Annotated in this window: 13 protein-coding genes; 12 read left to right on the top strand and 1 reads right to left on the bottom strand. The window is 58.8% G+C overall.

What is annotated here, in order from left to right:
* Positions 1-12 precede the first annotated feature (12 nt).
* The 8 genes from GXP70_RS21340 to GXP70_RS21305 all read left to right on the top strand — a co-directional run bounded on the left by GXP70_RS21340 (position 13) and on the right by GXP70_RS21305 (position 8,704).
* Positions 13-969: a CehA/McbA family metallohydrolase gene (locus GXP70_RS21340; RefSeq protein ID WP_162358699.1), complete on the top strand. Its 957-nt coding sequence runs from the start codon at positions 13-15 to the stop codon at positions 967-969.
* 42 nt (positions 970-1,011) lie between these two features.
* Positions 1,012-1,827: a phosphonoacetaldehyde hydrolase gene (phnX, locus tag GXP70_RS21335; protein ID WP_162358698.1), complete on the top strand. Its 816-nt coding sequence runs from the start codon at positions 1,012-1,014 to the stop codon at positions 1,825-1,827.
* The gene (locus GXP70_RS21330; RefSeq protein ID WP_225442507.1) at positions 1,818-3,176 is read left to right on the top strand and encodes an aspartate aminotransferase family protein; all 1,359 of its coding nucleotides are present in this window, start codon (positions 1,818-1,820) and stop codon (positions 3,174-3,176) included. Before phnX ends, GXP70_RS21330 begins: the two co-directional genes overlap by 10 nt.
* Before the next feature lie 136 nt (positions 3,177-3,312).
* Positions 3,313-4,746: an ABC transporter substrate-binding protein gene (locus tag GXP70_RS21325; RefSeq protein WP_162358697.1), complete on the top strand. Its 1,434-nt coding sequence runs from the start codon at positions 3,313-3,315 to the stop codon at positions 4,744-4,746.
* A gap of 81 nt (positions 4,747-4,827) precedes the next feature.
* Complete coding sequence (locus tag GXP70_RS21320) at positions 4,828-5,787, top strand: carbohydrate ABC transporter permease (RefSeq protein ID WP_162358696.1); 960 nt, start codon at positions 4,828-4,830, stop codon at positions 5,785-5,787.
* 24 nt (positions 5,788-5,811) lie between these two features.
* Entirely contained in the window at positions 5,812-6,642 is an 831-nt protein-coding gene (locus GXP70_RS21315) for a carbohydrate ABC transporter permease (protein ID WP_162358695.1), read from the top strand.
* A complete protein-coding gene (locus tag GXP70_RS21310) occupies positions 6,639-7,787 on the top strand; it encodes an ABC transporter ATP-binding protein (protein ID WP_162358694.1) in 1,149 nt (382 codons plus the stop codon). The genes GXP70_RS21315 and GXP70_RS21310 overlap by 4 nt, the downstream gene beginning before the upstream one ends.
* A 140-nt stretch (positions 7,788-7,927) precedes the next feature.
* Complete coding sequence (locus GXP70_RS21305; RefSeq protein ID WP_162358693.1) at positions 7,928-8,704, top strand: DeoR/GlpR family DNA-binding transcription regulator; 777 nt, start codon at positions 7,928-7,930, stop codon at positions 8,702-8,704.
* 205 nt (positions 8,705-8,909) lie between these two features.
* On the opposite strand, the gene GXP70_RS21300 is transcribed toward GXP70_RS21305, so the two are convergent.
* Positions 8,910-10,031 (bottom strand): GntR family transcriptional regulator, encoded by a 1,122-nt coding sequence (locus GXP70_RS21300; RefSeq protein ID WP_162358692.1) that lies wholly within the window; start codon positions 10,029-10,031, stop codon positions 8,910-8,912.
* Positions 10,032-10,481: 450 nt separating this feature from the next.
* Between GXP70_RS21300 and GXP70_RS21295 the strand changes: the two genes are divergently transcribed.
* The 4 genes from GXP70_RS21295 to GXP70_RS21280 all read left to right on the top strand — a co-directional run bounded on the left by GXP70_RS21295 (position 10,482) and on the right by GXP70_RS21280 (position 15,013).
* Positions 10,482-12,110, top strand: coding sequence for an extracellular solute-binding protein (locus GXP70_RS21295; RefSeq protein ID WP_162358691.1), 1,629 nt, complete (start codon positions 10,482-10,484; stop codon positions 12,108-12,110).
* A gap of 106 nt (positions 12,111-12,216) precedes the next feature.
* Positions 12,217-13,191 (top strand): ABC transporter permease, encoded by a 975-nt coding sequence (locus GXP70_RS21290; protein WP_162358690.1) that lies wholly within the window; start codon positions 12,217-12,219, stop codon positions 13,189-13,191.
* Complete coding sequence (locus GXP70_RS21285; RefSeq protein WP_225442506.1) at positions 13,185-14,135, top strand: carbohydrate ABC transporter permease; 951 nt, start codon at positions 13,185-13,187, stop codon at positions 14,133-14,135. Before GXP70_RS21290 ends, GXP70_RS21285 begins: the two co-directional genes overlap by 7 nt.
* Before the next feature lie 32 nt (positions 14,136-14,167).
* A complete protein-coding gene (locus tag GXP70_RS21280) occupies positions 14,168-15,013 on the top strand; it encodes a phytanoyl-CoA dioxygenase family protein (RefSeq protein ID WP_162358689.1) in 846 nt (281 codons plus the stop codon).
* Positions 15,014-15,030 lie beyond the last annotated feature (17 nt).

Genomic DNA, 15,030 nt, shown 5'->3' with positions numbered 1-15,030 from the left:
GGAGCGGATACGATGAACGACAGGATCTTCCTGAATAACGGCGCGCGCAAGTACAAAGGCAATCTCCACGCGCATTCGACGAGGAGCGACGGGCAATACGAGCCGGAGGTCGTGATCCAAGCTTACAAGGACAACGGCTACGATTTCATGTGCTTGAGCGATCACGAGATTTATTGGAAATCGAAGGCGTTCGACGACGAGCGTTTCATCATGCTGGATGGCTACGAGATGGCCTGCGAGATGAGCTGGCGCACGACCGGACAGCAATATCACATCCACGGCCTGCTTGACGAGACGCTCGGTTCGACCTCGGAGTTCGCGCATGACGAAGAGCATCCCAAGCCGGATTACGCCGGTCTGGAGACGATTCAGGCGCTTATCGACGAGATGAAGGCGAAGGGAAATCTCGTCATCATGAATCACCCGACCTGGTCGCGCAACAAGCCGGAGGAGCTGCTCCAGCTGCAAGGCTACACGGCCATCGAAATCTATAACCACCAGTCCGAATTGGACGAAGCGGTCGGTTACGGCGTGCGCCACTGGGACTACTTGCTCGCGAACGGGCGCAAAGTGTTCGGCATCGCCGCCGACGACGCGCACGGCGGTCCGTTCGACGCGGCGATCCAAGAGTTTTTCGGCGGTTGGATTTCCGTCGAGGCCGACCGTCTGCAGCAGCAGCCGATTATCGATGCGATCAAGGCCGGACGGTATTATTCGTCGAACGGGCCTGAGATCCGCGGGCTGCGGCTGGAGAATGGCATGCTGAAGGTGGAGTGCTCGCCGGTGAAATTCATCAAATTCATTACGCATCCGTTCAACGGACGCACGCTGTACGACCGGGACGCGTCTCCGATCGAGAGCGGGTCGTTCCGCATCGAGGGGCATGAGCGCTACGTGCGCGTGGAATGCGTCGACTTCGAGGGGAACGTCGCCTGGTCCAATCCGGTTTTCCCGGATGAGTGCAAATAAGCGCGAGAAACAAAACCACCATGACGACAGGAGAGATTCATCATGACGAGAATCAAAGGCATCATATTCGATTGGGCGGGAACGGCCGTCGATTACGGCTGCATGGCGCCGGTTCACGTCTTCCTCGATATTTTCCGTTCGATCGGCATCGAACCGACGATGGAGGAAGTGCGCGAGCCGATGGGCCGACTGAAATGGGATCATATCCAAGCGATGCTCGACATGCCGCGTATCGGCGAAGCGTTCCGGGCGGCGACCGGCAGGCCGCATAACGATGCGGATGTCGACCGGCTGCACGACCAGTTCGAGCCGAAGCTGCTCGCGCTGCTGCACCGCTTCGCCGATCCGCTTCCCGGCGTGCTCGAGACGGTCAGCCTGCTGCGCGAGCGAGGGTACAAGATTGGGGCGACGACCGGCTACAACGATGCGATGATGGCTATCGTGGCGAAGGTCGCCGGGCAGCACGGCTATGCGCCGGATTACTGGCTGACGCCGGATTCGGTCGGGGGCAAGGGACGTCCGCTTCCGTACATGATTTTCGACAATATCATTCGCTTGGACATGGGCCTGCCCCATCAGGTCGTCAAGATCGGGGATACGGAATCCGATATGCAGGAAGCGCGGAACGCGGGCGTCTGGTCGGTAGGCGTCGTGCGCGGCAGCTCGATGCTCGGTCTGACCGGGGAAGAGGCGGAGGCGATGGATCCGGATGCGCTTGCGCGGCGGATCGCGGAGGCCGAGCGCCGATTCTTGGACAGCGGCGCGCACTTCGTCGTCGAGGAGATGGCCGAGCTGCCCGGCGCGATCGATGCGATTGACCGCAAACTAGCGCTGGGGGGACATCCGGGGTGGAACTGAAGGCTTACATGAGAACGGAAGGGGATATTAATTTATCCGCCGAGCGCCGGCATTGGCAGGCGGCGAATTTGAGCGAAGCGACGCTTGACGTTCTCGAGGAAGACAGCCGCTACTTCGTTCATCAATCGATGTCGACGCCGTGTCTGAACGTGATCACGAACGCGGAGGGTATCTACCTGGAAGACATGGACGGACGCAAATACATGGATTTCCACGGCAACAGCGTGCATCAGGTCGGCTACAAGAACCGGTACGTGATCGACGCGATGAAGGCGCAGCTTGACGAGCTGCCGTTCCTGCCGCGGCGCTACACGAATCCGGTGGCGATCAAGCTCGCCAGGAAGCTGGCCGAGCTGGCCCCGGGCGATCTGAACAAAGTGCTGTTCACGCCGGGCGGAACGAGCGCTATCGGCATGGCGCTGAAGCTGGCGCGCAAGGCGACCGGCAAATTCAAGACGATCTCGACCTGGGATTCGTTCCACGGGGCCGGGCTCGACGCGATTTCGGTCGGCGGGGAAGGGGTGTTCCGCAACGGAATCGGACCGCTCCTGTCGGGCACGGAGCATATGATGCCGTACAACTCGTACCGCTGCTTCATGGGCGACTGCGACGGCTGCGGCCTGAAATGCCTCGATTACCTGGCGTACATGCTGGAGCGGGAAGGCGACGTCGGCGCGATCGTCATGGAGCCGATCCGCAGCACCGACGTGCAAATTCCGCCGAAGGCGTACTTCAAGCGGCTGCGCGAGCTATGCGATCGGTACGGCGTCCTGCTTATCCTGGACGAAATCCCGACGGCGTTCGGCCGCACCGGCACGATGTTCGTGCACGAGCATTACGACATCGTGCCGGATATCGTGGCGATCGGCAAAGGCTTCGGCGGCGGCGTGTTCCCGATCGCCGGCATCATCGTGCGGGAAGGGCTGGACGTCGCGCAGGATATCTCCCTCGGCCATTACACGCATGAGAAGAGCTCCGTCGGCTGCGCGGCCGCGCTCGCGACGATCGAATATATCGAGCAGAACGGACTGTTGGCACATGCCCGCGAGATGGAGGGGGTCATCGCCCGCCGCTTCGACGCGATGAAAGCGAAGCACGAAGCGATCGGCGACGTGCGCGTGAAGGGGATGCTGGCCGCCATCGAGCTGGTAACGGACCGTACGACGAAGGAGAAGGCGACGGAGGAAGCGGAGAAGGTCATGTACCTGTGCATGGAGAGAGGGCTGAGCTTCAAGGTTGCCGGCGGCAACGTGCTCACGCTGGTGCCGCCGCTCATAACGTCCCAAGAACAACTGGAATGGGCAATGGATGTCGTGGAAGAAGCGATTGTTGTGACATTTCAGCAATAAAACAACAAGAGAATTAAATAAACAACAATAAAACAATTAATTAATGTGGCATTAACCCTCTGTTAACACATGTCCACTAAACTGAAGATGAACGAAAATAGCTGTTATCAAAGGTCCAGAGGGAGGAAATTCGGCAGTGAAGAAGTTTGCGGGTGTCGCTTTAACGGTCGTGATGGGGGTAGGGTTTCTGGCAGGCTGCGGTTCGGGCGGCAATGAAGGCGGCGCGGCGAACGCCGCGAACGCGTCCGGCGGCAAGAACGCTTCGAGCGGCACGGACAGCGGGGCGAAGGGCGATGCGGCGAACGGCGGCGCCGAGCCGAAGATTGTCACGATCTCGGTTCGCGAGAACACGTGGGGCGCGCGCAAGGATAACTTCCTGGAAGCGGAGAAGCGTCTGAACGAAGATTTGAAGGCGGAGAACGTGCAGGTGAAGCTGGACTGGTGGCCGGGGATCGACGATGACGAACTGGTGCTCCAGGCGCAAGCCGGCAAAGTGGCGGACGTGTTCATCAACTCCAGCGTCGACATCGGCTGGGAGCGCGACGCGGGCATCATTCGCGACATCGATTGGGTGAAGGATTCCGGGACCTTCAAGAACGTGCCCGAGTCGTATACGGACATCATGAAGTACGACGGCCATTATTACGGCGTCATTCAGGACATGGACGCGTCCCCGGTATTCATCAGCCGCAAGGCGCTGGAAGGCCTCGGCTGGACGGCGGACAAGATCGACGGTTTGCGCGCGCAGGTGGACGGCGGCCAATTCACGTTCGGCGATTTGGTCGATCTGGCCGATCAAGCGAAGAAGAAGAGCCTCGTACAGCTCGGCTTCGCGGTCGAGGATACGCGCTTCGAAGGCTGGAACTATGCGTTCGGCAGCTACAACTACGACGCGGCGTCGAATAAGCTGATCCTGTCCAAGAAAGCGAAGGACGTGTACGAATTCTGGGCCGATGCGAAGAAACGCGGCGTCATCACGGAGAGCATCGGCGACGTCGACACGGACAAAGCGGCTCCGATGTTCGTGAAAGGCCAGATTTTCGCGGAATTCGCCCGCACGGAGTTCTACTCCATGATGCGCGAGGCGAACGGCATGAAGGACGATATCGAAGGCTACAACAAGTGGTTCCAAGACAACGTCGTCTGGATTCCGGTGCCTTCGGCGGAGAAAGGCGGCAAACCGGTCTCCTACAGCAATCCTGCGATGATCTTCGTCGGCTCGAAAGTGGACGACGGGAAAATGCCGTACGTGCAGCGTCTGATCGAGCATGTGATGGATCCGGATCTCCAGGTGAACCACACGATCGCCAGCGGCAAGCTGCCGGTAACGCCGGAAGCGCAGGATGACGCGCGCTTCAAAGCGATGTCGTTCTACAAAGACCACGCCTACATGGTCGATTTCACGAGAACCCGTCCGGCGCTCCCGGATTACGCGACCTTTACGAAGGGCTATACGCTCGGTATCGACGCCATCTTGACGAAGGGCAAATCGGCCGACGAGGCGTACGGCCTCTTCAAGAAGGAAGTCAAGCAGAACGTGCCCGCGGATCGCGTGACCATCGAGAATTAACGTTGCACATCCGGCGCTCTAATTCCAGTTAGGGCGCCGTTCGATTTTGAGGAATCCGAAGGAAGCGGGTGCAGGTTGTCAATGAATACCGTGGAAACCGCGTTGATGAATCGCGCTGAGGCCGCAAGCAAGCCGTACAAGAAACCGTTTCGCAAAGTGATCTATCCCTATCTGTTCATTATGCCTTTCTCGCTGCTCGTCTTCGTCTTCTTCGTGCTGCCCGCGGTCGCGACGATCGGCATGTCCTTCACCGATTTGAACGCGTCCATGAAACCGCATTACATCGGCTTGACGAATTTCAAACGGATATTCGCCGATTATAACTTGCCGGAGATATTGAGCCATACGGCCGTATTCGCCGTCCTGTCGCTGGCCATTTCGCTGCTCTTTGCGCTGATCGTCTCGATCGCGACGCAATACTTCCTTAAAGGCAAAGTGTCGGCTGTCTTATACAGGGTGCTGTGGCTCATCCCGAGCATCATTCCTTCCGTTGTCTACGTGACCTTCTGGAAATTTCTGTTCGACCCGACCGAGGGCGGCCTGGTGAACGACCTGCTCCACCGGCTGGGCGTCGTCTCCGAACCGGTTTCCTGGTTTACGAAGGGCGCCATGGCCATCGTCATTCTGGCGACCATCGTCTCGACCGTGTCCGGCGGCATGATCCTGCTGTCCTCGGCGATCAACTCCATACCGGAGGATCTCTACAAGGCGGCGCGCGTCGACGGGGCAAGCGAGCAATCGGTCATTCTCAAAATCATCCTGCCGACGCTGAAATGGCCGCTCATGTACATTACGATATCCGACCTGATCGGCTTCGTGTCCTCGTACTTCTTCATCATGCTCCTGACGCAGGGCGGACCGATGCGGGATACAACGACGCTGTCGCTCTACGCGTTCCAGCAGGCGTTCAATTTGAAGTATTACGGATACGGGGCGGCGGTATCGCTTATCGTCGTGTTCATTTCTTTCGTCTTGACCTTGCTGCTTATTCGGATGTTCGATTTTGACCAGTTGATCAAGCCTTCGCGCATCGAAGACTGATCGACGGCTACGGAGGCGTTGCTTATGTCAGCCAGCACGTTGAAGAAGGCGCTCGTGCACACGTATATGACGTTATTCACGCTGCCGATCATGGCGATGATCGTCTGGTATTTCCTGGCGGCGACGATGAATTTCACGACGCATGATTTCTCGATGGACAATTTCGCGTTTCTGGCCAAGCCGGTGGAGTACGACGGCGTGAAGCTGCCGATGATCTGGCCGATCGTGCTGAACACGATCATGTACTCGCTGCTCATCGTCGTCATCGAAGTCGGCATATCGGTGCCGACGGCCTACGCGTTCTCCCGGCTGGACTTCGCCGGCAAGCGCGCGGCGATGAAGTTCCTGTTCCTGATGCGTTCGTTCCCGGGCATTACGCTCATTATCGCGACGTTTTTCATTTTGGTGAAAATGGGGCTCGTGAACACGTACCTCGGCGTCATCCTGGTGGCGATCACGGGCTCGCTGCCGGGCCGGGTGTACATCATGAAAGGGTTCTTCGACGAAGTGCCCTGGGATATCGAATGGGCGGCGATGGTCGACGGCTCGACCCGGTTCCGCGCGTTCCGGAAGGTGCTCGTCCCTTACGTGTTCTCGGGCATCGGCGCGATCTCGGTGTTCTCGTTCCTCGGCGCTTACGGGGAATGGTTCCTGTTCAAGCTGCTCATCTTCAATGACGACATGATGACGCTGGCGGGATACTTGTCGAAGCTCGTCACGAAGGAGAACCAGATCATCAATTACGGCCTGATTACCGCCATCGGCCTGTTCTATACGCTGCCGGTCGTCGTGTTCTATATTTTCACGCAGAAAATGTTCATGAGGGTCAATATAGGAGGGGCGAAGCAATCATGATTACGCTCAAAAACATCGTAAAGGCGTACGACGGCAAGAAGGATAGCGGCCGCGCGGTGGACGGCTTGAACCTGGAGATTCAGCGGGGCGAATTCGTCGCGCTGCTCGGGCCGTCCGGCTGCGGCAAGACGACGACGCTCATGATGCTCGCGGGACTCTTGAAGCCGACCTCCGGCGAAATCTACTTCGGCGAGCGGATGGTGAACCATGTCGAGCCGAAAGATCGCAACATCGGCATGGTGTTCCAATCGTACGCGCTGTATCCGCATCTCACGGTCCGGGACAACATCGCGTTCCCGCTGCGGGAGCGCAAGATGCGCAAGCCGGAAGCCTATGAACGGGCGCGGGAGATCAGCCGGATCGTGCAGATCGACCATCTGCTCGACCGCAAGCCGTCGCAGCTGTCCGGCGGGCAGCAGCAGCGGGTGGCGATGGCGAGAGCGCTCGCGAAGAACCCGGAAATCCTGCTGCTGGACGAGCCGATGTCCAATCTCGACGCCCGGCTGAAGCTCGACGTGCGCGACGAAATCCGCAAGATCCAGCGGGATCTCGGCGTGACGACGATCATCGTCACCCACGATCAGGAGGAGGCACTCGCGATATCCGACCGCGTGGCGATTCTGAACGACGGCAGGATCCAGCAGTACGCGCCGCCGGACGAGCTGTTCAGCCATCCGGTCAATCTGTTCGTCGCCAGCTTCCTCGGCAATCCGCCGATGAACCTCATTGCGGGCGAGATCAGGCCGGCGGAAGACGGAGACGGGGACGGGGACGGGGACGGGGACGGGCAAACGATTGCGACGAACGGGTTCCGCTACCGCCTGCCGGACGCGCGCAAGCTTGCCGCCGAGCATCTGGGCAAGCCGGTCAAGCTCGGGATCCGGCCGCATGATCTGACGCTCACGGACGCATCGGACGCGCGGGCGATTCCGATGCAGGTCGATCTGGTCGAGCATCTCGGCAGCGGCAAGCTGGTGAAGGTCGTCGATCCGGACAAGAAGCTGGACGGCATGGTGCGCCTGCTGACGGACAACGAGGCGGACGTGCGCTCCGGCGATACGGTGTACATGCGCATCCGGGACGACAAGTTCCATGTGTTCGACATGACGGCGAACGGGGTTAACCTGATGCAGCATCGCCGATGAGCGCTTAACGGCTTATTGGCGAATGCACCGCTGCGGCGGCGCCGGAACGAAGCAGGGTTCGCATCGCCGGGGGGCGGGAACTATTACTAGCGGATCGATGTTTGCTATAATAGGCTCAAATCGATAAAGGGGAGAGACCTATGTCCCTTGCGGGCGAAGAACGTAAGAGAAGCATCATGACGCTGCTGGGCGAACGAGGGAACGTGAACGTCGTCGAGCTGTCGCAGCTGTTCGAGGTGAGCACGGAGACGATCCGGCGCGACCTGGACGAGCTGGAGAAGGACAACCGGCTTAAGAAAGTATACGGCGGCGCGGTCAAGCTGACGCGCGAGTCCGAGCCGGCGTATTACGAGCGCGAGGTCATCCGCGCGGAAGAGAAGCGCCGCATCGGCGCGCTGGCGGCGAATCTGATCGAAGACAACGATGTGCTCATCATCGACGAAGGCAGCACGGCGATGCAGATTTTGCATCACCTGGAAGGCAAATGCGACCTGACGGTTCTCGTCTGCTCGATTCCGACGCTGACCTTGCTGGTCGATTACCAGAAGCGCGGGACCTTCGACGGCCGGATTATATTCATCGGCGGGGAGATCAACGCGAAGCATCTGCGGGTGTCCGGGCCGATCGCCGAGAAGATTATGGAAGACTTCTACGTGAACAAATCGTTCATCTCCGTGGACGGGCTGTCGCTGGAACACGGCATCACGGGCTACGATTACGATCGGGCGCTGTTCTCGCGCAAGCTGATCCGCTGCTCCGAGAGCGTCATCGTCGTCGCCGACGGCTCCAAGATCGGCAAGCGTACGGTGGCGAAGATCGGGGAGCTGTCGGACGTGCATATGATCGTCTCCGACATCGGCATCCCGAAGGGCTGGGAAGCCGGCATCGAGGCGCTTGGCGTGAAGTGGCTGAGCTGACGCATCTCATGGGGATGACGCATCTCATGCGCCATATGCGCCATGCGGGAGAGCGGCGGGGCGCTTAGCGGTCATGTAACGGAAGTTAGAACCGGCAGCGCCAGGCGCCGGGAACGGAAGAGGGGCCATTCGAACGTCGCAGCAGACGCTCGGATGGCCCCTTCGTCTTGCGAACGGGTGCCAGTGCGCTTACGGCGCGTACCGGCTAGGTGGCGTTTCTCGGTTTCGCCGTCGTATCCCGGACGATCAGCTTCGGCGCGAAGAACAGCTTCTTCGTCCCCTGCCCGGGATGCTCGATCATGGAGACGATCAGCTTCGCGGCTTCCTGGCCGAGCACGTTCTCTTCCTGGCTGACGTACGTAGGTCTTACGGCGTGAAATTCGGAGAGCTCGAAATCGTCGAAGAACACGAGGGACAACTCTTCCGGGACGCGGATGCCCATTTCGGAAGCGGCTTTGACGACCTGCAGGCCCAAGCCGGGATTAATGGCGAATATGGCCGTCAATTCGGGGTTCCGCGTCAGAAAATCGCGGATTTTATCCTTGATGGGCTTCGGCTCGCCGAGCTCGATATCGACGTACCGGTAGCGGCGGTCGATCGGGATGCCGTGATCCGCCAGCGCTTTCTCGTACCCGGACAGACGGTCCTCGATGCTGCTGGTGTTGCTGACGACCGTCGAGAGAAACCCGATATGCCGGTGTCCGAGCGCGATCAGATGATCGACGCCTTCCCGGGCGCCCGTGAGGTTGTCCGGACAGACGCAGCTGGTATCGATGCCGCGCAAATACCGGTCCATGACGACAAGCGGGAACGAGTCGAGCGTCAGCTGCAGGATTTCGCGGTTATAAGACTCGCCGTCGACAGGGTAGACGATCATGCCGTCCACGCCCCTCGCGAGCATGGTCCGAATGGCGCGTTCTTCCTGCGCGATCGAATTCTCCGTGTTGCAGAAGAGCAGCGAGTAGCCGGCCCTGGAGAGGATGTGCTCGACGCCGTTCAGCAGCAGCGCGTTATGCTGGTTGTTGATGAAGGGAAGCAGCAGGGCGATCGCCTTCGTCTTCGCCGGGACGGGCGCCGCGCTCGCCGCCGGTACAGGTTCGGGCGGGGCGACGAACGTGCCTTTCCCCTGCACGCGATAGATCGCGCCTTGTTCGACAAGATCGGTCATCGCTTTCTTCACGGTAATGCGGCTGACGCCGAATTGCTTCATCAGCTCGTTCTCCGAAGGCAGAAGGTCATGGGGCTTCCAATGCGCCAGCTCGATTTCCGACTGAAGATGTCGTTTGATTTGCTCATAAAGCGATAAATGCTGTCTTTTTTTTGCCATCGCTGCATCTCCATGTCCATTTTTAACTTGTTATATACCATCTTAGGGGGCGGTGCCGGAATTGTAAAGCGAACCTAGGAAGATAGACTCAAATGGCGTTAATCAGCCGTAAATAGGAGTAATGACTAGAAAATTGATAAAAACATGACCGTTATAGCAATTTAATGAGCGAATTCAGACGTAAATGACCGTTTACAACATTTAACAGCGATGCTAACATTCATGCCAAGTACAGGATGAGTTCTTGCAGGTCATGAATTTAACATACCAAGTATAATATATGCAGCAGCCGAACTCGACCGCAGAACGTTGAATCCATCGCAATCATGAAAGCGCATTCTCGTACTTGATGAAACATTCCGCACGCGGAATCTTTCATACCGATCCAAAGATCTCGAATAGGGGGGCTGCAGGTTGGGGTTTGGTCAAGTACAACGAAGGAGGCTGGACATGGAACAGAGGAGAACGGGGAAGAAACGGCTGCGGCCGCTCGGATTGGCCGTGCTTGCGGCGACGATGCTGCTCGGTTTGCTCGTCGGCTGCAGCAAGGACAACGACGGATCCGGCGCGTCGTCCGGGAACGCGGCGAACGGCGGAACGGCGGAGGAGAACGGACAGGGCGGGGGGACCGCGGGACCGCTGAAGTTCAGCTATTCCCGGCCTACCTGGGGACCGGCTACCTACACGAAGGGCGGCGCATACGAGAAGGAACTGTTCAAGCAGGGCAATGTCGATATCGACGTGCGGATCATTCCGGTCGTCGATTACGACGCAACGATCAAGACGACGGCCGCGGGCGGCAATATGCCTGACGTGATCTGGGGCTGGGGGCCGGTCGATTCGTTCTGGAAGGACCTGCAGGATCAAGGCGCCTTCTTGAAGATCAACGAGTATCTGGACCAATACCCGGCGGTGAAGGATGCCGTTCCGGCAGGGATTTGGGAGAAGATGGCCGACGACAAAGGCGATATCTACTTCGTGCCCAATCTGATCTACCCGGTCGTTCCGTTCTTCATCAACTATCGCGCGGACATCTTCGAAGAGCTCGGGATCGCCGAGCCGACCACGGTCGCGGAGCTTGAGGCCGCGCTGGAGAAGATCAAGGCGAGCGGCAAGGGCATCGTGCCGATGACGCACGGCAACACCGTCCCATTCTGGGCGGCGAAGGATCTCGGGACGTCGTTCGGCACAAGCTCCGGCTGGGCGCCGTCCAAGGACGATCCGAACACGATCGTTCCGCCGGAAATGCAGGACGCGAACATCGACTTCAAGTTTTGGCTGCAGGACCTGAAGAAGCGCGGATTGTTCGATGAGGAAGCGGGCGTCAATCCGGATCCTTCCTTCGGGGAGACGAAATTCAAGGCCGGCCGCGCGGCCGTCATTCTTGGCGGGAATTTGCAGTCCCTCTATACCGAGCTGCGGAAGAACGTGCCGACGGCCGACATCAAGATCATGCCGCCGCTGATCGGGCCGGAAGGCGAGCAGGGCGGAACGCGCGTCGTCTTCCCGCAGGACCGGGGCTTCTACGTGAACGTGAAGGCGAAGGACAAAGCCGATCAGTTCTTCAAGTTTCTGAACTGGACGCTGACCGAAGGCACCGATCTCAGAAGGTACGGCATCGAGGGCAAGACGTATACCGTCGATTCGGAAGGCCGGAAGGTGCCGATTCCGGACGAGAAGCGGGAAGCCGACTACAAAGGCGCCCAGATCGAGCCGCTGAAGTTCATCGATCCGATGAGCGAGAAGCTGGACTGGGACACGGTGAAGCTGAATTTCATCGGGGCCGGGATCGAGGACAAGTTCGAGTATTACAAGAGCATGTTCGAGAAATATGCTGCCAACCCGTATAACGATTACAAGGATCCGACCGTGACGTCCCCGACCCAAGCGAAGATCGGCGCGCAGATCTGGGAGGATTACATGGCGAAGGTCGACGGCAGCATCTTGACGGACATGAAGCTCACGAAGGATGCGTACAAGGCTGCGTACAAGAAATATTTGGACGCGGGCGGCCAGAAGATCATCGACGAGGTGAACGAGATGCAGAAGAATAAATCCGAACCGAACTACGTCGACTAGCGGAGTCGACTAACGGGCACGTATCCGGTACGCGGCCGCGCGGCGCCGGCGCCGTTCCTGCGGCTGCCGGCGCGGCGCGCCCCGGAAGGAGGAAAGGAATGAGGCCATGAATGCGAAATCCAGCCACGCTCCGGTCGGCTATTCGGGGGCGCCTGCGGTCCAAGAGCCGAAGAATAAGAGCCGCAGGCTGGGAACGCGGATTTGGAAGCACCGGTTCATCTACCTGCTGATTCTGCCGACCATACTCTATTTTGCCGTATTTACGTACGCGCCCTTCTACGGGATCACGATCGCATTCAAGGATTTCAAAGTCTTCACCGGCATCATGCACAGCCCATGGGTCGGATTCGAGCATTTCAGATCGATGTTTACGTCGGAGAAATTTCCGGCGCTGCTGAAGAACACGGTCATCATCAGCCTGTACCGTCTGGCGTTCGGCTTTCCGGTGCCGATCCTGTTCGCGCTGCTGCTGAACGAAGTGCGGCAGGTGTGGTTCAAGCGGTTCATTCAGACGGTGACGTACTTCCCCCACTTCCTGTCCTGGGTCGTGTTCGCGGGCATCATCTACAACTTCATCGGCCCGAGCGGCATCATCAACCTGGTGCTGACGAACATGGGGCTGGAGAAATTCAATTTCACCACGAATCCCGACGTGTTCCGGACGCTGATCGTCATTACGGCGATTCTGAAGGAATTCGGCTGGGGCGCGATCATCTATTTGGCGGCCTTGGCCGGTATCGATTCGCAGCTGTACGAGGCGGCCAAAATCGACGGGGCCGGGAAGCTCAGGCAGATCTGGCATGTGACGCTGCCCGGCATCCGGCCGATCATCGCGCTGTTGTTCTGCTTGCAGCTGGCGGGCATTCTGGATGCCGGCTTCGATCAGATCTTCATGTTCCTGAATCCCGCCGTATATGATGTAGGAGACATCATCGATACGTACGTGTACCGGCTCGGCATTCTGCAATCCCAGTTCGAGCTGGCAACGGCCGTCGGCCTGTTCAAAGGCGTTATCGGCATGATCCTCATCATTACCGCCAATACGATCATACGCCGGATGGGGGAGAAATCGCTGTGGTAGAACAAACCGTCGATCCGTCTCGGCATCTGGAGGAGCAGGGATCCTTCCTCAAGCGCAAGAGTCTGGACGCGAATCCGTGGTGGGCGCAGGCTTTGATCTTCCTGGTCCTGATCGGCGCGGGCCTGTTGACGTTGATTCCGATGGTGAACGTATGGGCCATCTCCTTCAGCGAGGCGCACGAGATCTACAAGAACCCGATGATGCTCTGGCCGCAGTCGTTCACGATCGAGCCGTACAAGTACATTTTCCATACGAAAGTGCTGCTGAAAGCATTCGAGATCACGGTGTTCGTCACCGTCGTCGGCACGCTGCTCAATCTGGCGTTCACGGCAACGGGGGCGTACGGCTTGTCGAAGACGCATATTCCGGGCCACCGGTTCCTGCTCTGGCTCGTCATCATTCCGATGCTCTTCGGCGCGGGCCTGATTCCGATGTACATCCTGCTCAAGAACATCGGGCTGCTGAACAGCATTTGGGTGCTGATCATCCCGCAGCTGGTCGCGCCGTTCAACTTGATCCTGATGCGCAACTTCTTCTGGAGCATCCCGGAGAGCCTGGAGGAGTCGGCCCGTATCGACGGCGCGTCCGAGCTGCGCGTGCTGTGGAGCGTCATCTTGCCGCTCTCCAAGCCGGTCATCGCGACGGTCGGGCTGTTCTATGCGGTCGGGCATTGGAACGATTTCTTCTCCGGGCTGTTCTTCATCAGCGACAACAGCAAGTGGCCGCTGCAGATGGTGCTGCGTTCGATCATCATCGACTTCAACATGCTGAACATGGGGACGCAGAACACGAACACGCTGAACGACGCCAGCCATCTGGTCGTCCAGCCGGAAAATATCAAGGCGGCGACGATCATTTTCGCGATCGTGCCGATTCTCGTCGTGTACCCCTTCCTGCAGAAATATTTCGTCAAAGGCATTATGCTCGGTTCCGTCAAAGGTTAATTATCTCCCTGATGAAAGAGAGGCTTGCCGCGATGACGACACATGCGTTTCAAACGACCAAAGAGGATATTCTGGCGCATTACAAGGCGAACGGTTTCGCCGTCATTCCGAACGCGCTGACCCGGGAGGAGCTCGATTATTTGAACGGCCTTGTCGAGACGTCCCTGAAGGAATCGCCGGAGAAGTGGCATAAGCCGATCGAAGGCGCGGTCGGCACCGGCGTCATGCTCGAGAAATATCCGCTGGAGATGGATACGTTCATCCGCCACCCGCGCATCTTCCCGCTCATTCAGGAGGTGCTGCTCGGGGAAGCGCGCTTCGCCCAGTTCGATTTCCGCGACGTGGCGCCGGAACGGGCGAGCAGCAGCGAGATGCATTTCCATCGCGACATCAGCTATTACGGCACGATCGGCGGGAAGATCTTCGATCCCGAGAATCCCTACATCAGCACGTACGCGTGCGTCATCTACTACTTGTCGGACGTTCACGAATGCTGCCCGGCCTTCTGCCTGGTGCCGAACAGCCATACGTACGGTTCGCTGGACGAAGCGAAGGAAGGACTGGGCGACGCGTACGAGGAAATTCCGATCCGCGGCCAGGCCGGCACGGCGGTGCTGTATAACATCACGACGTACCACACGCGCAAGGGCGGGAGGGAGGATTGCACGCACGGCCGCCGGACGATGCACAACTACCACTCCCGCGCGACGAGCTATCCGCTGACGAACTGGGCGACGGTGCCGGAAGTGCTCGCGCTGAGCGACGACCATGACACGCGGCTGTTCTACTCGCAATGGACGCCGAACCAGATCAAATTCGCTCGGGAACATTACACGAAGCCGATCCCGCCGTATTACCCGGTGAACATGGTGAAGTAGGGACGGAAGGCGGTGGC

Origin of the sequence: Paenibacillus lycopersici (assembly GCF_010119935.1) — a bacterium.
Taxonomy (GTDB): Bacteria; Bacillota; Bacilli; order Paenibacillales; family Paenibacillaceae; genus Paenibacillus_Z; species Paenibacillus_Z lycopersici.
This window is presented reverse-complemented; position numbering and strand designations above follow the sequence as displayed.

What these genes read in the sequence shown, in the direction of transcription:
- GXP70_RS21340 (WP_162358699.1), top strand. Translation starts at nt 13, where the DNA reads ATGAACGACAGGATCTTCCTGAATAACGGCGCGCGCAAGTACAAAGGC.
- phnX (WP_162358698.1), top strand. Translation starts at nt 1,012, where the DNA reads ATGACGAGAATCAAAGGCATCATATTCGATTGGGCGGGAACGGCCGTC.
- GXP70_RS21320 (WP_162358696.1), top strand. Translation starts at nt 4,828, where the DNA reads ATGAATACCGTGGAAACCGCGTTGATGAATCGCGCTGAGGCCGCAAGC.
- GXP70_RS21315 (WP_162358695.1), top strand. Translation starts at nt 5,812, where the DNA reads ATGTCAGCCAGCACGTTGAAGAAGGCGCTCGTGCACACGTATATGACG.
- GXP70_RS21310 (WP_162358694.1), top strand. Translation starts at nt 6,639, where the DNA reads ATGATTACGCTCAAAAACATCGTAAAGGCGTACGACGGCAAGAAGGAT.
- GXP70_RS21305 (WP_162358693.1), top strand. Translation starts at nt 7,928, where the DNA reads ATGTCCCTTGCGGGCGAAGAACGTAAGAGAAGCATCATGACGCTGCTG.
- GXP70_RS21300 (WP_162358692.1), bottom strand. Translation starts at nt 10,031, where the DNA reads ATGGCAAAAAAAAGACAGCATTTATCGCTTTATGAGCAAATCAAACGA.
- GXP70_RS21295 (WP_162358691.1), top strand. Translation starts at nt 10,482, where the DNA reads ATGGAACAGAGGAGAACGGGGAAGAAACGGCTGCGGCCGCTCGGATTG.
- GXP70_RS21290 (WP_162358690.1), top strand. Translation starts at nt 12,217, where the DNA reads ATGAATGCGAAATCCAGCCACGCTCCGGTCGGCTATTCGGGGGCGCCT.
- GXP70_RS21280 (WP_162358689.1), top strand. Translation starts at nt 14,168, where the DNA reads ATGACGACACATGCGTTTCAAACGACCAAAGAGGATATTCTGGCGCAT.